At 60.5% G+C, this 21,473-nt stretch carries 22 protein-coding genes; 2 read left to right on the top strand and 20 right to left on the bottom strand.

From position 1 onward, the window contains the following. The first annotated feature begins 544 nt into the window (after positions 1-544). Positions 545-1,159 carry a hypothetical protein gene (locus IVB12_RS18590; protein ID WP_247301014.1) on the top strand — a complete coding sequence of 205 codons (615 nt, stop codon included), beginning with the start codon at positions 545-547 and terminating at the stop codon, positions 1,157-1,159. A 28-nt stretch (positions 1,160-1,187) separates the two neighbouring features. Here IVB12_RS18590 and IVB12_RS18585 read toward each other — a convergent pair whose 3' ends face one another. The 8 genes from IVB12_RS18585 to IVB12_RS18550 are packed head-to-tail and all read right to left on the bottom strand — an operon-like array spanning position 1,188 to position 9,915. Beyond that, positions 1,188-2,963 (bottom strand): phosphoenolpyruvate hydrolase family protein, encoded by a 1,776-nt coding sequence (locus IVB12_RS18585; protein ID WP_256467119.1) that lies wholly within the window; start codon positions 2,961-2,963, stop codon positions 1,188-1,190. Positions 2,964-2,997: 34 nt separating this feature from the next. Beyond that, positions 2,998-4,110, bottom strand: a complete 1,113-nt coding sequence (gene ugpC / locus IVB12_RS18580) for a sn-glycerol-3-phosphate ABC transporter ATP-binding protein UgpC (RefSeq protein WP_247301012.1) — start codon at positions 4,108-4,110, stop codon at positions 2,998-3,000. Next, positions 4,110-4,937, bottom strand: a complete 828-nt coding sequence (locus IVB12_RS18575; RefSeq protein ID WP_247277958.1) for an HAD-IIA family hydrolase — start codon at positions 4,935-4,937, stop codon at positions 4,110-4,112. Before IVB12_RS18575 ends, ugpC begins: the two co-directional genes overlap by 1 nt. Next, positions 4,930-5,700, bottom strand: coding sequence for an SDR family oxidoreductase (locus tag IVB12_RS18570; RefSeq protein WP_247301011.1), 771 nt, complete (start codon positions 5,698-5,700; stop codon positions 4,930-4,932). Before IVB12_RS18570 ends, IVB12_RS18575 begins: the two co-directional genes overlap by 8 nt. After that, complete coding sequence (locus IVB12_RS18565; RefSeq protein WP_247301055.1) at positions 5,697-6,620, bottom strand: ribokinase; 924 nt, start codon at positions 6,618-6,620, stop codon at positions 5,697-5,699. The genes IVB12_RS18570 and IVB12_RS18565 overlap by 4 nt, the downstream gene beginning before the upstream one ends. A gap of 14 nt (positions 6,621-6,634) precedes the next feature. Further along, positions 6,635-7,495 (bottom strand): carbohydrate ABC transporter permease, encoded by an 861-nt coding sequence (locus IVB12_RS18560; RefSeq protein ID WP_247301009.1) that lies wholly within the window; start codon positions 7,493-7,495, stop codon positions 6,635-6,637. Positions 7,496-7,506: 11 nt separating this feature from the next. Continuing rightward, a complete protein-coding gene (locus tag IVB12_RS18555) occupies positions 7,507-8,487 on the bottom strand; it encodes a sugar ABC transporter permease (protein ID WP_247301008.1) in 981 nt (326 codons plus the stop codon). A gap of 42 nt (positions 8,488-8,529) precedes the next feature. Next, a complete protein-coding gene (locus IVB12_RS18550; protein WP_247301007.1) occupies positions 8,530-9,915 on the bottom strand; it encodes a sugar ABC transporter substrate-binding protein in 1,386 nt (461 codons plus the stop codon). Between the two features lie 127 nt (positions 9,916-10,042). Here IVB12_RS18550 and IVB12_RS18545 point away from each other — a divergent pair, with 127 nt between their 5' ends. Beyond that, positions 10,043-10,234 (top strand): hypothetical protein, encoded by a 192-nt coding sequence (locus IVB12_RS18545; protein ID WP_247301006.1) that lies wholly within the window; start codon positions 10,043-10,045, stop codon positions 10,232-10,234. Between the two features lie 1,588 nt (positions 10,235-11,822). Here IVB12_RS18545 and IVB12_RS18540 read toward each other — a convergent pair. The 12 genes from IVB12_RS18540 to IVB12_RS18485 are packed head-to-tail and all read right to left on the bottom strand — an operon-like array spanning position 11,823 to position 21,257. Then, a complete protein-coding gene (locus IVB12_RS18540) occupies positions 11,823-12,251 on the bottom strand; it encodes a formyltransferase family protein (RefSeq protein WP_247301005.1) in 429 nt (142 codons plus the stop codon). Between the two features lie 8 nt (positions 12,252-12,259). Then, entirely contained in the window at positions 12,260-13,300 is a 1,041-nt protein-coding gene (hypE, locus tag IVB12_RS18535; RefSeq protein WP_247301004.1) for a hydrogenase expression/formation protein HypE, read from the bottom strand. Beyond that, positions 13,297-14,439: a hydrogenase formation protein HypD gene (gene hypD, locus IVB12_RS18530; protein ID WP_247301003.1), complete on the bottom strand. Its 1,143-nt coding sequence runs from the start codon at positions 14,437-14,439 to the stop codon at positions 13,297-13,299. The genes hypE and hypD overlap by 4 nt, the downstream gene beginning before the upstream one ends. Continuing rightward, positions 14,436-14,672: a HypC/HybG/HupF family hydrogenase formation chaperone gene (locus IVB12_RS18525; protein WP_247301001.1), complete on the bottom strand. Its 237-nt coding sequence runs from the start codon at positions 14,670-14,672 to the stop codon at positions 14,436-14,438. The genes hypD and IVB12_RS18525 overlap by 4 nt, the downstream gene beginning before the upstream one ends. Next, entirely contained in the window at positions 14,672-16,921 is a 2,250-nt protein-coding gene (gene hypF, locus IVB12_RS18520) for a carbamoyltransferase HypF (RefSeq protein WP_247301000.1), read from the bottom strand. The genes IVB12_RS18525 and hypF overlap by 1 nt, the downstream gene beginning before the upstream one ends. Further along, on the bottom strand, positions 16,918-17,826 hold the full coding sequence (hypB, locus tag IVB12_RS18515; RefSeq protein ID WP_247300999.1) for a hydrogenase nickel incorporation protein HypB: 909 nt from the start codon (positions 17,824-17,826) through the stop codon (positions 16,918-16,920). Before hypB ends, hypF begins: the two co-directional genes overlap by 4 nt. After that, positions 17,826-18,167 (bottom strand): hydrogenase maturation nickel metallochaperone HypA, encoded by a 342-nt coding sequence (hypA, locus tag IVB12_RS18510; RefSeq protein WP_247277971.1) that lies wholly within the window; start codon positions 18,165-18,167, stop codon positions 17,826-17,828. The genes hypB and hypA overlap by 1 nt, the downstream gene beginning before the upstream one ends. Next, positions 18,160-19,254 carry a nickel-dependent hydrogenase large subunit gene (locus IVB12_RS18505; protein ID WP_247300998.1) on the bottom strand — a complete coding sequence of 365 codons (1,095 nt, stop codon included), beginning with the start codon at positions 19,252-19,254 and terminating at the stop codon, positions 18,160-18,162. Before IVB12_RS18505 ends, hypA begins: the two co-directional genes overlap by 8 nt. Next, positions 19,251-19,766 (bottom strand): [NiFe]-hydrogenase assembly chaperone HybE, encoded by a 516-nt coding sequence (gene hybE / locus IVB12_RS18500; protein WP_247277973.1) that lies wholly within the window; start codon positions 19,764-19,766, stop codon positions 19,251-19,253. Before hybE ends, IVB12_RS18505 begins: the two co-directional genes overlap by 4 nt. Continuing rightward, positions 19,763-19,963, bottom strand: a complete 201-nt coding sequence (locus tag IVB12_RS18495) for a rubredoxin (RefSeq protein WP_247277974.1) — start codon at positions 19,961-19,963, stop codon at positions 19,763-19,765. Before IVB12_RS18495 ends, hybE begins: the two co-directional genes overlap by 4 nt. Next, positions 19,960-20,817, bottom strand: coding sequence for a hydrogenase expression/formation protein (locus IVB12_RS18490; RefSeq protein ID WP_247300997.1), 858 nt, complete (start codon positions 20,815-20,817; stop codon positions 19,960-19,962). The genes IVB12_RS18495 and IVB12_RS18490 overlap by 4 nt, the downstream gene beginning before the upstream one ends. Next, positions 20,814-21,257: a hydrogenase accessory protein gene (locus IVB12_RS18485; RefSeq protein ID WP_247300996.1), complete on the bottom strand. Its 444-nt coding sequence runs from the start codon at positions 21,255-21,257 to the stop codon at positions 20,814-20,816. The genes IVB12_RS18490 and IVB12_RS18485 overlap by 4 nt, the downstream gene beginning before the upstream one ends. Positions 21,258-21,473 lie beyond the last annotated feature (216 nt).

The following is a 21,473-nucleotide window of genomic DNA, read 5'->3' as shown; positions in this document are numbered from 1 at the left end:
TATGCCGCCAACGCAAGGGAACCGCGACGTAACGCTCACCTGCCTACACGCGGATGACGCCGCAAACATGAGGATCACACGAAACCACTCGTCCGCAAGTTCGATCAGTTGCCGCATCACGTCGCGATCCGGCGGGATGATTCGCCGCGCGGCTTGCGATGGCTTCGACGTCCTTGACGGCCTTGAAGGCGAAAAGATCCTGGTACATTGTGACCGCGCCGATCCGATGACACTGCCGAACGGCTAAAAAATGCCGCTGCTGGATCTCTCCAACAGCGGCTCAAGTTCTAGGGAGAAAGCAGACGACCGGTCTGCCAGCGGATCCCGTCGCATTCGGTAAGAAGTCGGCTAAACGTTCGGCGCCACGTTGTCCCGTCGGGCTTCGGTTCTCTTCGGAACTAGCCTGCCAAATATTTCGGCATTGACACGTGTTCGTTGAAAAGGACTTCACCCTTCCCGAATGGCCAACAACAGTAGTGTAGAGGGGCTGAAATCACCTATAAGATCAGTGAAACGTTCAAACGGGTAAGATTGAGTAGAAACGGTGAAGGCGACAGCGATCGGCAAGCTTGTTTCGCACCTTTCGGGTACAGCCAAGGGCGCCTGCATGGAAATCTATGCGCCCTCTTTGCGCAGCCTTCCAGAAGGCTCCAAACTCGTCATGGCAACCTTGCCTGTCATTGACTGGAACGACTGCCTTTCGCGAGACCTGCGCAGTCTCCACAAAGAAGCATCCGCTGATGTCTATGCGGGGCTCGTCATGATCGATCCCTTCTCGTGCTGGGAGGATCTTGCCGATTTGTTGAAAGCTGCCGGGATCACGGGGGTCATAAACTTCCCACCTGCGTCCCTCATTGACCGGTCGACGGCAGGCAGGCCGGTTGATACCGGACAGGAGCTCGAACTTCGACGGATGGAATGGTTTGCGAGCCTCGGATTTAAGACCTTGTTCACCGCCAGTGATGATTCCCAGATCACAGCGGCAGAGCGGCGACTTGGCTCGCATCTTTTCGGTATCATCCATTTGCCGGAAGAAGCTCTCAACCACGCAATTGGCGATGAGATGGAGCTGGTAAGCTTTAAGGACCAGGCATCGTCGTTGCCGAAGTACACGCTCCTGGAGGGCACCGGTTCGAAGCCTCAGGGACGAAAGACGTGAGGACCGAAAGGACGTGAGGAGCAGTAGCCTATTCCAATATCCGCAGCTTCTTGATCTTGTTGTAGAGGGTTTTTCTTGAAAGCCCCAGCGAGCGGGCGGTCTTTCCGCGGTGAAGCCTGTTGCGTTTCAAACCGTCGATGATCCACTCGCGTTCGGAAAGTGCACTTATGGGCTTAGCGGGTGACGACGCGTTCAAAAGGGGCTTTAGGACATCAGCTGTAATATGGGTACCTGGCAGCATTACCAGCTGGTTGACGATCTGGCGTAATTCTCTCAAGTTACCCGGCCAATAATGGCCGGCGAGCGCCAGGAATGCAGAATTTTCTATCCCGAGCGTTTGCGCGTTCGAAACTCCCTTCGCCTCCACCGTGAAATGTTGGATGAGCTGCGGAAGGTCCTCCAGCCGGTTTGGCAAAGCGGGTAGTTCTATGTCGAGCCCAGCAAAGAAGGCAAGAAGGCGGGGACATAGAACACTTTCCAAGCTTGCTCCGCGAGCCACCGTTACGGTTGCGATGATCCGGGCGTTTGACCTTACAAGAGATGCGCCGTTCAGCGGCGTGAAAGTACCTGTCTCGAGATAGTCGGCAAGACGTTCTTGCCCATCTCGCGACAGCTGATCGACATGCGTCAGCAAGAGCGCAGAATCGCTTGCGCCTTCCAGGAGCGACAATTGGCGTCTCCTGTTCTCATCGGCCTCGGCGCCGAACAGCGCGCCGATCATATCGATTGCGAGGCCCCGACGACAATGAAACAGCGCCGCGTTCACGTGCTTCCGGTCGCTAAAGGAATGAACGAGGCTTGCTATTCTCCGCTTCCCTGATCCCGTCTCGCCCCAAACGAGCACAGGGTTGGGACTAGCACCAAGGCGTCTTGCGGTCTCCAGGGTGCGCTTCATGACTGAGGACTGTGCGATCACCCCATGTCTGAACCCACTTAACTGAAGCTGACGCTCCAGGAGATCGACCTTCTCCCGCAACAAGTGAATGGTCTTGAACCCCGACGTCACCTCGAGGACTGACATTTCCAGTGGGACACGGTCGAGCGAAGAGCCGCCGATAAAGCCCTGGACACCCGTTTCGCGACAGATCTCCAAGAGTTCGTCAGACTTGGTTATTGGCCCGCCGCCAAGCAGGCAGATAGCGTTTCTGTCAATCGATTGAGCCACACGCGCAACGGCGCTGGCACGCGCGGCAAGCTCCGCGAGGCTGATCGATGGGGCAGATCCGGTTTCGATGCTCCGGTTGAGATTGAAGTTGATGCAGATGGCCTCAGTGCCCGCTTCAACCATGCGCCTTGCCTCGGATTGGGTGCGCGTATAGGCGATCGTCATCAGGCCGCGTTTTGCCGCCTTCACCAAGAGCTCGATTTCCCGCTCGTAGCCAAGGCCGCATTTCTCAAGCAGTGACCTCCTGTAGTCATCGATATGGATGACAGATGGGAAGTTGGTGACCCCCGAAAAGCCCCATCTGATGATGCGCTCAAGCCACCGGTCGATATCAAGCTGCGGATCGAAGGTGCAGGCTCCAAAAAACACCGGCAATTTCGTGCTAGGCAGGATCTCGGTTCTGCCGAAGCCGGCCACGAATTCATTGCAATTGCGTATTGGAAGAATCGAGGCTGGTGACGATCCGCCCATCGCCCGAAAACGACCAGCATTAAGCGCGAGCACGAAATCTGCGCCCGCGCGTTCGGCCGCTCTTGCGGTCATGCCCGATCCGATTCCCGCTCCCAGCACAAACGAACGGGAGTTCCGGAAGAACTGCCTGATCCCGCCGCCCCTTACCTGGTCCGCCCGCGTGTGCATACCGGCCCCGCTTTTTGCACGGCAGGTCCAATAACTAGCCCCAATTTGCGGGCGCGTGCAACCGTCGCAGCGCCTTTCCGTTCGCCATGAAGAGATGGCAGTCCACAGGCGAGGCTGCAAGACGAACCTTGCCAAGCCCCCTGGGGGGCTCGGCCTTTGACGCCTTTGCAACCACTGTTTCATTTCCAGCGTTGCCGTAGATGTATGTGACGCTGCCAAGATGCTCGACAAAATCGACGTCGAGTTCGATTGCGATCTCCTTCCTCACCGCCGAAGACGGAGAGAAATCATCAGGCCGAATTCCGAGCGTGATCGGCTTGCCGACGAGCAATTGATCCGGCTGGACGGGCACGGAGACCGTCGTCCCCGCGTCCAGTTTGACGTCCAGGCCCGCCTCGTGTGCAGCCTCGATGTGGCCGTTGAGAAAATTCATCTTGGGCGAGCCAATGAATCCCGCCACAAATCGGGACGCAGGATTGTGATAAAGATCATGCGGGCTTCCGACTTGCTCAATATTGCCGTCCTTGAGCACGACAATCTTGTCGGCCATCGTCATGGCCTCGACCTGGTCGTGCGTCACATAGATCATGGTGTTTCCAAGCTGCCTGTGCAGCTTGGCAATCTGGACCCGCATCTGCACCCGCAATTCCGTGTCAAGGTTCGACAGCGGCTCATCGAACAGGAACACCTTGGGTTCGCGTACAATCGCGCGCCCAATGGCCACCCGCTGGCGCTGTCCCCCTGAAAGTTGTCGAGGTTTACGATCTAACAGATGATTGATCTGCAACAGCGATGCCGTCTCAACGACTTTGGTATCAATCTCGGCCCTCGCAGCCTTGGCCATCCTTAGGGGAAAGGCGAGGTTCTCTCGCACCGTCATGTGCGGATAGAGAGCGTAGCTCTGAAATACCATGCCGAGGTTACGGTCGGCCGCGTCAACATTGTTGACGACCCCATTGTCGATCAAGAGCCGACCACCGCTGATGCGCTCCAACCCTCCGATCATTCGTAGCAGCGTCGACTTGCCCGAGCCCGATGGTCCAACGAAGACGGCGAATTCGCCATGATCGATGGTCAGGTCGATGTTCCGCAGGATCTGGATGGTCCCGAACGCTTTACTCACGCCTTCCAAACGAACATCGGCCATCACGCTCTCCTCTGTCGCGAGCTTCCAACCAGCGCCGGCGCCACCTCGATCTCCGCCAGACTGGATACGACGAAATCGGGCGGCATCAGTGATGAATCCTCTCGGGGCGGAACGCCGGTGGTCACCAGCACGGTCAGCAACCCTGCACGGCTCCCGGCCTGAATATCCGTCGGAATCTGGTCGCCAATCAGCAATGTGGCACTGCGAGCGGTGCCCAGGCGCGCAAGTGCCGTCTCAATCATGTGCGGCTCGGGCTTACCAACGATCAGGGGCTCAACTTTCGTGGCAGCAGCCACGGCCATGATCGTCGCGCCAGCTCCGGGCTCGAAACCTCCTGCGGTCGGCAAGAGGAGATCGGGGTTGGTACCGATGAACACCGCTCCGTCCAAAATCGCTTCCACCGCAATCCGCATCTTTTCATGCGTGATCTGACGGTCCAGCCCCATGACGACGGCATCAGGTTTCCGATCGGTGACCTCGAGCCCGATGTCGGCGATAGCCTTCACGAGGGATGGCGCGCCGATGACAAATACACGCGCAAGGTCCTGGTATTTCGCGCGGAGGAGTTCGGCGGCGGTGACAGCACTCGTAACAACGTTTGTCGGCGCGATGGCAAGGCCAAACGCCTCCAGTTTGCGGACGACGTCCTCTGGCGTGTGCGTTGAATTGTTTGTCACGAAGCAGAACGGCAGTCCCGCCGCCTGCCATCGTCCAAATACCTGGATAGCATCGGCAATCGCAGCACTCCCGCGATAGACCACGCCATCCAGATCCGAAATGATGCCTTCTATTGGCGGCCAGTTGATGCGAAAGCCCGTGTTAGCCATTCATCAGCATCCCGCCATTCACGTGAACGATCTGCCCGGTCATATAGGAAGCTGCAGGACTTGCCAGAAAGACGGCAAGACCTGCGATATCCTCCGGCACCCCGACCCGCCCCAAGGGAATCCGGCCGCTGTGGCGAGCTTCGGTCTCCTCACGCGGACGTCCATGCATCGGCGTATCGATGATTCCGGGCGCGATTGCGTTCACATTGATGTTGAGGGGCGCGCATTCATAGGCAAGCAGTTTGGTAACGTCGTGAACGATTGCCTTCGACAAGCAATAGTCGGCGCCACCGGCCTGGTAGTTGAAGACTGCCCCCTGTGAGGACAGTGAGGAACCGACGTTGACGATGCGGCCTCCCCTGGCTTGCATGAAGCGCTCGATCGCTAATTTCGAGCATCGCAGAACAGCAACCGAATTGATCTGGATGGTGCGCTCGATCGTCGCGGCACTGCCTTTTAGGAGCGGCTGGGCAGACTTGATGCCGGCGTTGTTGACCAGCACATCGAGCCGGCCAAAGTTCTTGGCAATCTCATCGAGGACCCGGGCGACGTCCTCCTCGCGAGTGACATCCATTGCCATGGGCAGGACGCCGTTGCCATAGCGCAAGCTTGCCAAAGTGTCTCTGAGGTTTGCAAGGTTGGTGTCAGTGGCAAGGACGTTCGCCCCTCCTGCCCTAAATGCATTCACAATGGCAGACCCGATGCCGCCGCCGGCTCCGGTCACGAGCACCGTTCTACCTAAAACTGAGAACTGTTCAGTCATTCCAACTCCAAGATCGTTTGTGACTTCAGAAACTCGTCAACCGCCTCCGCGCTCGGCATGGAGCTTTGAGCGCCGCGCCGTGTCACACAAAGCGAGGCCACGGCCAGCGCCTTCCTCACTGCTTCCCTTAACGGCAGCCGCTGGGCGAGTGATGCGGCGAACGCTCCGTTGAAAGCATCTCCCGCGGCCGTGGTATCAATCACCTTGACGGGAAAGGCCCGAAGCGCAAAAGACGTTTCCGCATCGGCATAGTATACGCCTTGTGCACCCAGGGTGATCAGCGCGGCACTCGGCCCGAGATCAACAAGCCTCATGGCTGCGTGCGCGGCGCTGTTGAAGTCGTACACCTCGATCCCCGTCAGCTCAAAAGCTTCGGCCTGGTTCGGCGTCACGAAATCAACACTTCGCCAGGCCGCCGATGAAAGCCCCGGCCGCACCGGCGCCGGGTTGAAGATGAGCTTAAATCCCTTCTCGCATTTCATTTCGAAGAGCCGATTGAGCGCTCCGATCGGCATGCCCATTTCGGCGACCACGATCGCATCGGGCTCTATGAATTGCGCCGCGCCCTCGATCATATCTGGCGTCACGTTCAGATTGGCGCCAGGGTCGATGACAATCATATTGGAGCCGTCGTCACCGACCATAACCATGGCCGAACCAGAGATCTCGCCCGCACAGATCTTGATGGCATCCGCGCGAACACCGGCCTCGCGCAGCGACTGCAACAGGGAGTGCCCGGCTTCGTCATCGCCAAGACGCGTGTAGAAGTGTGGCTTGAGCCCGAGCCGGGCAGCGGCAACGGCCTGATTGGCGGCCTTCCCTCCAGGGTTGCGGGTCAATGTGCCCATTAGGCTTTCACCCGGCGTTGGCAGTCGCTCGACACTGAAGCAGAGATCGATATTTGTCGTTCCAAAGAACATCAATGGCCTGACACTCATTTTACGGCACCGAAGGTGAGGCCACGTTCGAGGTGACGCTGGCCGATAACGATCAAAATGACGGGAATGATCATTGTCAGGACCAACCCTGCGGCCATGACAGGGTAGAACTGCACGCCGGGGTTGAGCAGCTTGAGAAGAGCCACCGTCACCGGCGCCTTGGTCGAGCTGAGGATGAGACCGAGCGCGAAGTTGTGCCAGGCAAGCAGAAAGATGAGCAACGAGGCACCGATCAGGCCGGGCTTCAAGAGCGGCAGCACGATATGCAACATGACCCGGAAAGGTCTCGCGCCATCCATCGCGGCTGCCTCCTCGATATCCTTTGGGATGTCTTCAATGTAGGAGCGGCTCAGCCAAACCATCATCGGCAGTGTGACGACCTGATAGACCCAGATCATGCCGAGATAGGTGTCATACAGTCCGACCGTCTGGAAAACGCTGAAGAGCGGGATGACGACCAGAAACACCGGGGCAAAGCGAAATCCAAGAATGAAGAAGGCGATATCTTCCTTGAAAGGTATATCCCGCCTCGCCAGAACGTACGCCGCAGGAACTCCCACAGCTAAGGAGACGAGAACGGAGCCGAGCGCTATCACGACACTGTTCGTGATCGGTGTCAGGAAATCGACTTTGATGGTTCCGTAGCTGGTCGCCCCCGCCTTCGCCACATCGAACAAGACACGAAAGTTGTCCAATGTCGGCGAGAACACGAAACTCGGCGGCCAGGCCATGACCTCGGCCTGCTGCTTCAACGACATCATCACGATCCAGACAAGTGGAAAGGCCAGGATCAATGCGCACAGTCCGACGAGCAGGTTCAGGACCAGATTGGTGGCAGTCGAACGTCTGAAGCGCATGTGTTGCCTTTTCAGCTGACGCGCTGCCGAACGAAGCGCCACAGCTTAACCATGGCGAACGTCCCGACCAGCACGATCATCCAATTGACCACCATAACTGCGGCCCCACGCCCGAAGGCGAGATTCTGGAACGCTGTAATGTAGGCGCGCACTGAAAGCACGGCGGTACTGTTGCCGGGCCCTCCTTGCGTTGTGCCGAAGATGATGTCGAATTGATTGAGGGATTCGATCAACCGAAACACCGCGGCGATCAGAATGTAGGGAGCGATAAGCGGCAGCTCGATGTGCAGGAAGATTGCCCATCCCTTCGCGCCATTGACGCGCGCCGCCTCCCTGATCTCATCATTTATACCCTGCAGGCCGGCAAAAATGATCAACGCGAAGAACGGCGTATAGGTCCAAACGTCGATCAGGACGAGCGAGAACATTGCGGTCGCAGGGTCTGAAATCCAAGCAAAACGGCTGATGCCGGCAAGGGACAGCAGATAGTTCATGATCCCGCTTTGCGGGTCCATCATCGTCGTCCACATGAGCGCGACGCTCATTGGGGGTAGGACGAGAGGCAGGAGAATGACGGGCCTCATCAGGCGCGCAAGGAAGACTTCCGTGGCGAACAGCTTGGCAAGTGCGAGACCGAGCGCGGCTTGCACAAATACCGCCGATCCGGCGTAAACAACGGTCGCGCGGACGCTGTTCCACAAATCGGCTGTCTTGATCAGGGCTGCGTAATTGTCGAGGCCGATGAAGCGGACCAGCGGCCGCCCAAACTTGAGGTCAGTCAACGATTGAAACACGCCATAGAAGAACAGGAAAAGAAATCCGAGCAATATGATGATAGCAGGAGCGATCGCAGCAATGCTCCGCCAGTCGAGACGCGCCTCCTCTATGCCCCTTGCCGCCTCATGTTTTGATGGGGCAAGTTGGCTGGTCGAAGACTGCAGTGTCGCGATCCCGTCGGATCCTCGAAGGTCCATCTCATTGACCTTTAACATGTGAAGAGGCGGCAATTACGACTGCCGCCCCTTGCTTATGCTTCACATAGAAGAACGGATCTCTGATGCGAGGTCAGCCAAGGTTGTCTTTACATCGGCTCCATTGACCATCTTCTGCATGGCAACCGCCCAAGCATTCATTGCTTCGGCAAAGCCTACCCGGGGCGTAAAGGCCAATGCTGCCCTCTCCTGCACGCTTTTGAACGTGACGACGAAGTTGTTGAATTCAGGCTTGGCCGCATATTCGAGCCAAGCCTTGTCGGCCCAGGTGGAGGCGCGCGGAGGGTTGACGAGCTTGCCGGCAACGGCACCATTCAGCTCGACCTGCTTTGACGTTGCCCATTGGATGAACAGCCAGGCCGCACCCTTCTTCTGGGAAGAAGCGTTCATCGCAAGCGACCAGATCCAGATGTTGGATTCGAAGTTCTTGCTGTTCGGAGCACGCAAGGAGGGTGCGAAGGCGATCTTCCCCGAGGCTGGCTTGCCGGCCACGTCGTTCCAGAACCCGAACATGTTGGAATCGATCGCCATCGCGGTTCGTCCTGAGTTGATACCATCGACCACTTGGTACCAGTTGTCGTTGGCAAAGGACGGAGCCGCACATTTCCTGATCATGTCGACATAGTCCTTGTGGAACGCGATCGACTCTGGCGACTCCAGACCTGTCTCGAGCTTGCCATCCTTGATGAGGAAATCATGTACGCCGTAGGATTTGGCAATCGAGATGGCGGCGGTGTGGATGCTGCTCCAAAAGCGGACGCCGCGCACGCCCAACGGCGTAATCGCGCCGTCCGCAGCCTTCAGCTTTTCGCACGCCGCGGACATCTCTGGCGGGGTCGTCGGAACCTTGAGGCCGTACTTGTCGAGGATGTCCTTACGGTAGAACAGCTGGATGTTCTCAAAACCATGCGGGATCGCCCAAACCTGCCCGCTTCCGGGCTCGATCTGGCCCTCCTTGACTTTCCAGGTCAGGGCATCCCGCAGCGCAGGGAAGAAGTCCTTGTAATCATAGCCTGCAGCGGTGAGTTTTGGATCGTTCAGATATCGATCGAGCGGCTCAAGCAACTGGCCCGGCGCGAGATCCCAAGCGGGCTGAATCCCCGTGCCCACGACGTCCCAGCTTGGTGACTTCGTGCTGAGTTGGATCGTCAGCTTATTCCAATATGCGTCGTCCGGATAAAGCTCCGGCGTCACCTTGATGCCGGTGAGCTTCTCGAACTCAGGCAGCTGGGCTGCGACCGCGTCGGCGTACGGATGAATGTCGTAGGCCCAGACGATCGATGCACCTTCGAACTGCCGCCAGTTGATGTCGTCCGCCTTGGCGTGGGTAGACGTCATGGCCGACCCGGCCAAAAGCGTGCAGCATATAAGAGCTTTTCTGACAAAATCGGCAGAATGGCCGCAACCAGCGGCGAGCTTCCTTGGCATGATCCCCTCCGATGGGCTCTTTGGCCCGTAAACCACGCGCCCTCCTCATCCGAAAGGCCGCAGTGGCGGGAACGCTAGCGGTCATTCTTCCGTCGTAACCGGCTTTTCGAACTCAGGTTGGGTAAAATTGGGTAAGGTCAAAAAGTGGATGATTCAGCACAGAATCGCGGATTGGGAGAAAGCTCCGCCGGGCCAGACGGGTATTGAAGTTAGAGGCATGGAAGCAGTGATGCTGCACATTTATTCAGCGCATGCAAAACGGCAGGCTGATGATCAGCTTGCCGCGCAGCGTATGCCGGTTCGGATCGAGCGTCTATGATGACTTCCACTGAACTGCTCAAGAGCACTGAGCGCAAGGCTCGTCAGGGGTTGGGTTGATCGTGCAAATCAATTCCTCGAGTTGCGCTCAAGCAGCCTTCGCGGAGGTCCTGGCCCTAAACAGGCCCTCGCATTGAACGCGAGGACCCGTTTCGATCTACGGGCTCCGCAACCCGATAGAGCGAAGCGTTTGCCGCAACGCGTGATCAATCGTCGATAATTGACTAAGCCTCAGCAGCAGCAGTTCATTCAACGAGTTTATTTGGCATTGAAGGTTCTCGCGCACGCGCCGGTCATCAACGCTCCCAGTCATGCTCTCAATGGTCCTGAGACATTCGCGCAAACTCTCGATGCTCCGTCGCAATGTTTGACAATGTCTCCTGGTCTCTGAGATCTGGTTTCTCTCCTCGAACGGAACAGTGATGATGTTTGCGCTCGCAACTTCGGACGAAGTCTCAGCTGTATCCATTTGATTCCTTCATTTCGGATTGTGCTGCCCGTTGATCTTCCTTCAGGACGGTGGAAGCGCCTACTAGGCAGCTTTAGGGTACGCGAACCATCATCAGGAACTTCTCGACTCGGGTCTTCAGTCGCCGCTGTCGTTGGACCGCCTCTGTGCCAAGACAAGCAGCTGGATTAAAGCCGAACAGGCGTCCGTTGCGCCGCGTTTGACGTCGGCAATGCATGCCATTGCCGCCTTACGCTCCCTGCTGCACGTTTCGGGAAATGCCTTTGCGTGGCTGGCTACCCCCTGCTCTCAACTGCAGACGGGATCGCCATGAGATTTCCGAGACCCGGCTTATGATCCCGCCGATCTTCTGGATTGCGAGGGAACCTACGGCCGACTGCATATCATCGATTTGTGGACTGATCTCGCCAGTCTCAAGCCGTCCGCAACCGACGAAGCCATTTATGGTCGGCTTCCCGCCGCTCCCTGAACCGGTCGACGCATTTCTTGGAGCAAAGTGCCGTTCGCCAGCTGTAGTAGCGTACGAGCCCAAACCTTCGACCGCACATTGCGCAGAACTTTACTGAACCGTGCTGGGAACGATAAGAGCTATCGTGCATTCTCGCCTCCTGTCGGCGTTACGTGGGTGCCTCCTGCATCTTCTTCACCGCAGCACTGACCTACGGGACGACAATGCCAAGCCTCTCGGCGCACGATTGGCGCAAGAGTCTGAGTGCGCCCTCCTTGGCGACCGGAACATTCAATTTGAGTGCTTCGCCGTGACTGCTGAACCTAACGATACCTGAATCTTAATTGATGCAACAAACAGGGTCTTAACTGTGAAATCCTGCGCTCTGACCCGCATTCTCGGCGCAAATCAACAGATCGAGCCAGTAGGGCGCGTATAGCTGCATCGCCTGGCGCAGGGTGCGCCAGTCTTTTTAACTGGCGAGATCCGATATCCCCTGGCTATGAGGTCGGTGAGATGTAAACTTGAAGGCTGCTTTGGCGAAGCCGAAGCGCCTGCCTTCGTCAGAAAAGCATGCGGAGCAGATCGAATCCCGCCTTGGGAGCCCCCGCCTGCATTCGATGAGACAGAGGCAAGATGGGCGAGATTGCCAACGGCGATTATTGTTTGAAATCATCGCAGCGGAATGACGCTTTGAACGCGGTCTGCAGCGTGTCCGTGGTTAGGGAAGAAAGCCAGCGCAATCGCTCGAGCCGACAAGACCCAGATCGGACCGGCGTCGAACTCGCCATCCGCCTGCAGCACCGTGACACCCCACTCCGCGACGCCCTCGAGAATGGCCCGGTCGAGAGCCGCAGGACCGCGGTCACCTGGCGGGCCGGGGTGCACGATGAGGCAACGCACGCCAGCCAGACATCGTCCGGGATCGGCCTTTTCAAGAACGGCGCGATAACGAGGTCGGCGGATACAGCGCAACACTTCGCGGGTCACGTCGGGATGGATATCGAGCTCGACCGAGATCTCATGGTTACGCTCGCAGAGTTCGACATGCAGCCGCTGCGTCAGGTTGTTCAAGGAATGCGACAAAAGCAGAATGCGCATCCTGAGCCTCAACAGATCCGAGGTAATTGTTCGCCCGACAGCCAGTCGACGATTCTTCCGCCGCCAAAGCTCGTCGCCATCTGCACGAAATGGTGGTCGTCTGCCACGGCCTCGCCGATCTCGGCGGCATCACGGCCGAACGGATGCACCCGCATCGCCGCAAGCACGGCTGCTGCAACCTCGGGCGCCACGATCGCTGCGAGCTTGCCTTCGTTGGCGACGTAGAGCGGATCGAGCCCGAGCAGTTCGCAGGCCGCAGCAACACCTGGCTTCACCGGGATCGCCGCCTCCTGAAGTCGGAAGCCGAGGCCGGACTGCTGGGCGATCTCGTTCAGCGTCGCGGCGAGCCCACCGCGGGTGGGATCGCGCATCAAACGGATGCCCTTGCCGCCGGCCGCCAGCATGCTCGCCACGAAATCATGCAACGACGCGGAATCAGAGACGATCTCGGTCTCAAAAGCGAGGTTCTGGCGTTTGGACATGATGGCGACGCCATGGTCCCCGAGCGTTCCAGAGATCAGGACACGATCGCCGACGCGGGCATTCCCAGCAGAGAGGTCGAGCCCGGCAGGCACGACACCGACCCCGGCTGTCGAGATGAACAGGCCGTCGGCCTTGCCGCGCTCGACGACCTTCGTGTCACCGGTGATGATGTAGACGCCCGCGGCTCGCGCAGCCTCGCCCATGGAATCCGCAATCATCTTCAGGTCGGAGAAACGAAAACCTTCCTCGATGATAAAGCTCGCTGAGAGATAGAGGGGCCGCGCGCCGGCCATGGCGATGTCGTTGACCGTACCATGCACGGCGAGCGAGCCGATATTGCCGCCCGGAAAGAACAGCGGCGAGACCACATAGCCGTCGGTCGTCATCACCATGCGCCCGGCGCCGACATCGAACGCAGACTGGTCGTTGCCGCACGCCAGCCATTCATTGCCGAAGGCCTCGTGGAACAGGCCCGAGATCAGTTGCGACATCGCGCGGCCACCGGATCCGTGGGACAGGTCGACGCAGCCGTTCCTTATGTCGAGCTTGCGCTGATGGGCTTTCATGACGCGCGCCGTTGCTGATGATCGCGGAAGCGGCCGTAAGTCCAGTGTGCCGCACATGCACCCTCGGACGAGACCATGCAGGACCCCATCGGCGTCTCCGGCGTGCACACCGTGCCGAACAGCTTGCAGTCGACCGGCTTCTTCACGCCGCGCAGGATGGCGCCGCATTCACAGGCCGGATTGTCGGCAACGCGAAGCTCGTTCATGTCGAAGCGGACCTCGGCGTCGTATTTGGCGTACGCCCGCTTCAGCTTGAGCCCGCTATAAGGCACTAGGCCGAGACCGCGCCACTCGAACTGATCGCGCAGCTCGAAGATGTCGCAGACCTCCTCCTTGGCGCGCAGATTGCCGTCACGGGTCACTGCGCGGCTATACTGGTTCTCCACCTCATGCCGGTGCTCGTTCACCTGCCGCACCAGCATCAGGATTGCCTGCATCATGTCGAGCGGCTCGAAGCCCGCGATCACCACCGGCTTGCCGAATTCTTCGGCAAAGAACTCGTAAGGCTCGGTGCCGATGATGGTCGAGACATGGCCCGGCCCGACGAAGCCGTCGATCTCGACGCGGCCGATATTGCGGATATCGGGGCTTTCCAGGATGTTCTGCATCGCCGGCGGCGTCAGCACATGATTGCAGAACACGCTGAAGTTCTTGAGCTGCTTCTTCTCAGCGAGCCGGATCATCACGGCGGTCGGCGGCGTCGTGGTCTCGAAGCCGATGGCGAAGAACATGACCGCGCGGCCGGGAATTTCTTCCGCAACACGGATTGCATCAATCGTGGAATAAACCATACGGACGTCGCCGCCGCGCGCCTTCGCCTTCAGCAGCGAGCCACCCTGCGAGCCCGGCACCCGCATCAGGTCGCCGTAGACGCAAAGGATCACGTCCGGCCGCTCGGCGAGCCGGATCGCCATGTCGATGCGTCCCGCTGGCAAGACGCAGACAGGGCAGCCGGGGCCGTGGATCATCCGCACGTTCTTCGGCAGCATGTCCTCCAGCCCGTAGCGGGAGATTGCATGCGTGTGGCCGCCGCAAAATTCCATGAAACGATAGGATTTTTCCGGATCGGCCTCCGAGCGAATCGCCTTCGCCAATCCCAGCGCGATCTCCTTGTCGCGAAACTCGTCGGCATATTTCATTGCGCGGCCTCCCGGCTTTCGGCGCCGATTTCACGCAACAGCCCCAGCGTCCGCTGCGCCTCCTCCGGATCGATCTTGGTCAGGGCGTAGCCCACATGGATGATCACGTAGTCGCCGACGGCGAGGTTTTCGATCAGCGCCACCGAGATCTCCTTGCTGACGCCATCGATCGAGACGACGGCCATGTCGTCGGGCAGGAGCTTTGTGACCTCAGCAGGTATCGCGAGACACATCAGGCGTTTCCTTCCGGGCCTTGCTGTTCGAGGAGTTGGAGCGCGGCGACCCAGGCCTGCCCGAGGCTAAGGCCGCCGTCATTGGACGGCACCTGGCGAGGCAGCAACGGCGAGAGCCCGGCGGCGACGCAGCCGCGCCCGATCTCGCTTGCGAGGATCGCGTTGAGGAAGCAGCCACCGCTCAGGATGACGGTCGTTACGCTGGTCTCCAGTGCCGCGCGCGCGATCCAGTCGATGCAGGCGGCGGCGAAGGTGCCATGGAAGAGGTCGGCCCCATCGACCGGATCGACCGCAAGGCGCTCGAGCAAGGGGAAAAGAGACAGCACGCCATTCTCGATCGTCCAGCCGTCCTCCGCGAGGCGCGGTGTGCGGACACGCGCTTCCAGCTTCATTGCGGCTTCGCCCTCGTAACTCTGCACCGGACACAGACCAAGCAGCGCCGCCGCCGCGTCAAACAGCCGGCCGGCGCTGGTCGTCGTCGCCACGCCGGGCTGGTCGAGCATAGCGCAGAGACGCGCAGCCTGCGGCTGCATCGCAAAGCGCTTCGCAATCGCGTCGCCGCGCCGCAAGGCGTGCAGCACGCTCGCGGCCATGCGCCACGGCTCGCGCGTCGCGCGATCGCCACCGGGCATCTTCATCGGCGCCAGATGTCCGAGCCGCCGGAAGCGTGCACCATCGCACGAGAGCAACTCGCCGCCCCAATTGCCACCGTCGCTGCCATAGCCGAAGCCGTCGAGCACCAGCGCCAACGCTGGCCCTGCGACGCCATGTTCCGCCATCACGGATGCCGCATGGGCATGGTGATGCTGGACCGCGATCAGCCGCCTCCCGCTGGCTTCGGCGAAACGGGTCGAGGCCATGTTCGGATGCAGGTCATGGGCGATGACGACCGGCTCGATGTCCAGCGTCGAGAGCAGGTGATCCACCGTCTCCTCGAAAAAGCGAATGCCTTCCGCGGTGTCGAGATCGCCGATGTGCTGGGAGACGAAGGCTTCGTTGCCGCGGATGACGGTGACCGTCGACTTCAGCGCGCCGCCGACCGCAAGCACCGACGGGACGGACTTCGCGAGTCTAATCGGCTCGGGAATATAGCCGCGGGCGCGGCGGATGAACTGCGCTCGGCCCGCGACCACCGACACGACAGAGTCGTCCGCGCGGGTGACGATGTCGCGGTCATGCGTGACGATCAGGTCGGCGATGCCGGCAAGCCGCCGTTTGGCCTCGTCATTGACGACCACCAGCGGCTCGCCGCCAGGATTGGCGCTGGTTGCCACGATCGCCCAACTTGCGCCGTCCGCTCGCGGATGCGCCGAATTGAGCGCCTTCAGCACAAGATGATGCAGCGGCGCGACGGGCAGCATGACGCCGATCCGCGACAGCTCCGGCGCAATCGCGGGCGGGAGCATATCGCGGGATCTCATCAGCACGATGGGCCGCGGCGAGGATTCCAGCAGCGCGAGCCCGACCCCATCGATTTCAGCGATCTCGCCGACCACATCCGTCGAACCGACCATCACGGCGAACGGCTTCTGATTGCGATGCTTCCGGCGCCGCAGACGCCACACAGCCGCATCTTCACGGGCATTGCACAGCAATTGATATCCGCCGAGCCCCTTGATCGCGACGATCCTTCCATCAGCGATCGCAGTGGCGATCTGCTTGGTATCATGACTGATCCTTGGCCCACAGCGCGGGCAGGCAATTGCTTCGGCGTGGAAGCGACGGCTCGCCGGATCGGCATAGTCTGCTGCGCAGGCCGTGCACATCGCGAAGCGTCTCATCGCGGTGGTACGGCGGTCATAGGGCAGCCGCTCGGCGATGGTGTAGCGCGGGCCGCAATGGGTGCAATTGACGAAAGGATAGAGATGGAAGCGGCTCGCCGGATCAAACAGCTCGCTCAGACACTGCGGACAGGTCGCGGCATCGGCGGCGATCCGGGTCGAGACCTTGCCCTGCTCACTGACGCGGATGTGGAACTCGTCGCTTTCGGTGATGCCGACCGGTTGCACGGAAATCTCGTCTATCCGAGCCAGTGGCGGTTTTTCCAGCGGCAGCGCATCGACAAAATCGGCGGCGCGGTCGCCCTCGACCTCGATCACCACGCCACCGGGATCATTGGCAACGAAGCCGCCGAGCCGATAGCGCGCGGCGAGGCCGTAGATGTAGGGACGAAAGCCCACGCCCTGCACGGCGCCGCGCACCTGCAGGCGCAGCCGTGTTCGGTCTCGCGCCATGGCCTCGCCGCTCATGCTGATCCCGACACGGCCATCTCGGTCGGCTTCATCTGTGCAATCCGCTTGCGAATCCAGGCATAGAATGCCGCAAAACCCTCACCGGAGCACGCCGACACCGTCAAAACCTCAATCTTCGGACTGACCCGGCGCGCATATTCGATCGTCCTTGCAAGATCGAAGTCGAGTACGGGCGCAAGATCGATCTTGTTGATCAGCATCAGAGAGGAGGCTGCGAACATGTCCGGATATTTCAGCGGCTTGTCCTCGCCTTCCGTGGTCGAGAACACCACGATCTTGCAGGCCTCGCCGAGATCGAACGCCGCGGGACAGACGAGATTACCGACGTTCTCGATGAAGAGGATGCCGCCGTTAAGCCAGGGCAAGCGCTCATAGGCTTCGCCGACCATGGCGGCATCGAGATGGCAGCCCTTGCCGGTATTGATTTGGATCGCCGGCACGCCGGTCGAGCGGATCCGTTCGGCATCGTTGGAGGTCTGTTGATCGCCTTCGATCACGCCAATCGGAAAGCTGTCCTTCAGCTCGGACACGGCACGAACCAGAAGCGAGGTTTTTCCGGCGCCGGGGCTCGAGACCAGGTTGAAGACGAGCACGTCGTCGGTTCGGAAGCGCGCGCGGTTGTCGGCGGCGAGCCGATTGTTCTTGCAGAGAATGTCGCGATCGACCTGGATGATGCGGTCGCTGCTCATGCCGGCGATCTGCTGGCCTGCCGGATTGGCGCTGCAATCGACCAGCCCGCTATCACCGGGCGCGTGATCATGATGATGGTGATGGTCGTGGCTGTGCCCATGATGATGCGAATGATCGTGCTCATGGGAATGATCATGGGAATGATCATGGGAATGATCATGGGTGTGTTCGATGGATGCTTTGGCATCACTGCAACCGCATACCGTGCACATCAATCGACCTCCAGCTCCCTCACGCGCATCTCTTCGCCGCCGGTCGCCTGCAATTGATAGCTGCCGCAGGACGGACATGGCTCATAGCGCTGCTTGATCTCGACGCCTTTGGAGCAGGCCATGCACCAGGCCGCCCCCGGCGTCTCGACGATCTCGAGCCTTGCCCCTTGCGCAATGGTGGGCGCGGCGACGGCCTCGAAGCAGAACTTCATCGCCTCAGGCGCAACATGGCTGAGCGCACCGATCTCCAGGCACACGACGTTCACCCTAGCGAAGGCGCGCTTGCGCGACTCCTCCTGGATAATCTCGATGATTCCTTCGCACAGCGCTATCTCATGCATGGCCGATCTCGCGGAAGCTGAGGCTGAAGCCGACGCACGGATCGAACGAGCTGACGAGCGTGCGGACCGCATGCAGCCCCTGCCGGCCCCCGGCGAGAACGGATCCCTGGAGGCTGCGAACCAACGGCCCGCGGGCATGGAAATTCCACTCCGTCGGGGCCAAGAATTCGAAGCGGACGATGCGGTCTTCATCGTCGAGCTCGACGGCATGATACAGCCGGCCCCGCGCGCATTCGACGGCACCCGCGCCTCTGCCGGTCCCCAGCCGGTAGCTCTGGAGGACGGCGTCCTCGACTGTCCCATCGTCCGCCTCTAGGAAGGCGCAGAGCCGCGCCACTTCCGCGATCCGCGCCTTCAGACGCTCGGCGGGCCCCGCGCCCGGCGGCAGGATCGGCTCACGCCCAACCCGCCGTGCCCAGACGCCGGTCTCCGGAATCCGGCCATGGAGATCAGGCGCATCGGAGAATATCGCGCCATCGGCAAGCAGCCGCATAACGATTTCGAGATCGTCGGCTGCCGACAGGGATGACTCTTCGACCACCGGCGGCAGCAAGGCATGCCCATCGAAATTCGCAAGATGTACCGCCAGCGCGCTGCCGGCCCCGGGGGTTTGCTCCTCGCTCGCGATCCCGAGCGCGGCGAGCGATGCCCTGATCTTCGCCACCGCCTCACGGCGCGAGACCGCCTCCCCGCGCTCGGCGATGCTGCCACCCAGAACGGCCGTGGCCTCCATCATGGCACGAACGGCTGCGGCGCCGGCGCCGTCAAGCGTGAGACGGCCAACGAACAGGCCGCGCAACAATTCGGTCAGGCGTTCGGCGACGACAGCGACGACGCGACCGTGCTCGATCTCGAGACTGGCATGCTCGCCCCGCGCCGCCTCGACCGCGGACAGGAAAGCTACCTGATGCGCCATTGAGCACAGGGAGAACAGACGCGACAGCACCGACGGCAGTGACGAGGCCGGCTTTCCCGCGAACAAGCGCGTCAACGGCGGCCGGCTGCGCGGCCGGATCGCGACGTCGGCAATCGTGCCGCCGGCGAGCCACACCGTGATGTCGATCTCGTTGCGGAAGGCCAGACTCATCCGCACCGCTCCGTCAGAACACCGCGCAGGAAGTTACGCCGATCGATCGGGCTTGTTGCGGGCTCGCGACGACGGACCGCCTCCTCGCTGTCGGCCGGCAGCATCAGCTCGGCGAGGGTCGCTTCGGCCGTCGCCCGCGCGGCGACCATGTCCGCGAACTGGAACATCGGCGAGAACAGCGAGCAGCTCGCGATCAGGCCCATTTGTCCGACCTCGCTGAGAGTGAATTCGATATCGCCCGCAGGGAAGCGGATTCGCAGGCTCGGGCCCGACGTATCCCGCGCGATCGCGCTCGCCGGCATCACCACGTTCATGAACCAGGGCGTGACCATGATGCCGGTGGTCGTGCCGTTGAACCAGCGGAAACCGACCGCTTCGACGCCGAGCGCGTCGTTGTAGATCGGCAGATCGCGCATCGCGCGCTCGCCGATCTCCCGATAGCTTCCTGCCAAGAGCTCGCCCCACGCGTCGGCGTCGGCGGCGCTGGCAGGAATTTGCGCATCAGCCGTCATGACTCGATCGCCATGAACTTGGATTTTGGAGAGTCGCAGTTCGGGCAGCGCCAGTCTTCCGGCAACGCCGCGAACGGAGTGCGGGGTTCGATCTGTGCCACCCCGTCGCCATCAGTGGGGTCATAGATCGTCCAGCAGATGCCGCATTCCAGCCGCGTGACATCGGCGACGTCCTGGCGCTTCTCGAACCCGCTCATTTGAAATAGGCCTCGATGATCTCCTGAAGCCGCTCAGCCGAGTCCTCGAAATCCTCGTCAGCCGCAATCGCCACCGTCGGCACGCCGCCGACCTCCAGCGTATCGAGGATGATGGCGTCCATGGCGTTGAAGAACTGCACCGACCAGACATTGCGGATGCCCGTGGAGAGCACCCGGCAGCTACCATAGCCGCGAGAAGCCAGTTGGATCGGCCCGTTCTTGATCGTGTCCTGGAGAAAACTCATGTCGACCAGGCTCATCGGCAGCAGCGTGAAATTGATGATCTGCGAGCGGATGCCCGGCCGCCATGCGAGCGCCCGCTCGCGGATTTCCGCAAGCACCGGCAGCACGTTCATGGCACCTTCGGGGGCCTGCCCGATCTCGAAATCCGCAGCCGTGAGATCGGCAGCCGCGCGCTTCACGATCTCCGGGATCGGCCCGACCTCGAGATATTCGTGATTGGCGTCGAGCCGCACGCGCCAGATCCCGGCCAGCACAGATTCCTGGATCTGCGCCAATGATCCATCGGGCAGCGCAACGACGGCGGCCACTTCGCCCTCGCCCATCACGTCGGCAATCAGCTTGCGCTCGAGATCGTTGAGATTGCCAAGCCGGAACAGTTGCGTCGGCATGTCGGCCTTCTGGCTCGCGATCGCTGCGGCCACCTTCGACAACAGCTCGATGGCGTTCGAGCAGATCCTGGCGAGTTCCGCGCTGTCGAGCTTGGCAAGCTTGACCAAGGCACCGGCCGCGGTCAGACTGCCGCTGGCCGCGTTCAGGTTCTCATCGCCGATCGGAAACACGTTGATCGGCTGCTCCGCGCCCTCGGGCGCAGTCCAGAAACCCGCTTTCACAGTTCGACACCTTGGCGGTGTTGGGGAACGACGGTTGTCATGACAACGGCGCGCGTGCCGCGCGGACGGTCGATCAGCTTGGTGATGCGGTCGACATAGATCGACCAGTCCTGGATCTTCGCGATCAGCCCGAGTGTCTCGCCCTTGGCGACGAAGATCAGCGTCGGCTGCACGCGTACGCCAAAACGCTGGCCGAGTTCGCTCTCGGCACCGCGGGCGATCATCGCGGCACGCAACCGCCCCTTGAATGCCTCGATCAGCTCCGGCAGCACGACCGCGACGTCGGTCGCCTCCGGAAAACGCGCGGGGTCTCCTGCCGACAGCAACACGGCGATGGCGCGGGCCTCGTCGGTCGTATTCAGAAAACGATCGACCGTCGCAGCATCCACCTCCGGCAAGCCACGCCGCGCCAGTTCCTGCCTTCCCTGCTGCAATTTCATCAGACCTCCCCTGACAAGCTTATGATTCTGCTGGGAATAGGGATCAGCAAGGTACGTGCCAAGGACGGTTATCACCTTTCCTGATTTATCTAGTTGATTTGAATCATATATTTCCACGACAGAAGATGCATCAATCCCAGGACGGAAAGCTAATTTCCATATCGGATGAATGAACCTAGCAGATAGAAATTTATCTTCCAGCGAGGACGCGGGCTC

Origin of the sequence: Bradyrhizobium sp. 179 (genome assembly GCF_023073535.1) — a bacterium.
Taxonomy (GTDB): domain Bacteria; phylum Pseudomonadota; class Alphaproteobacteria; order Rhizobiales; family Xanthobacteraceae; genus Bradyrhizobium.
The sequence above is the reverse complement of the archived record's forward strand: the minus strand, read 5'-3'. Positions and strand labels throughout refer to the sequence as shown.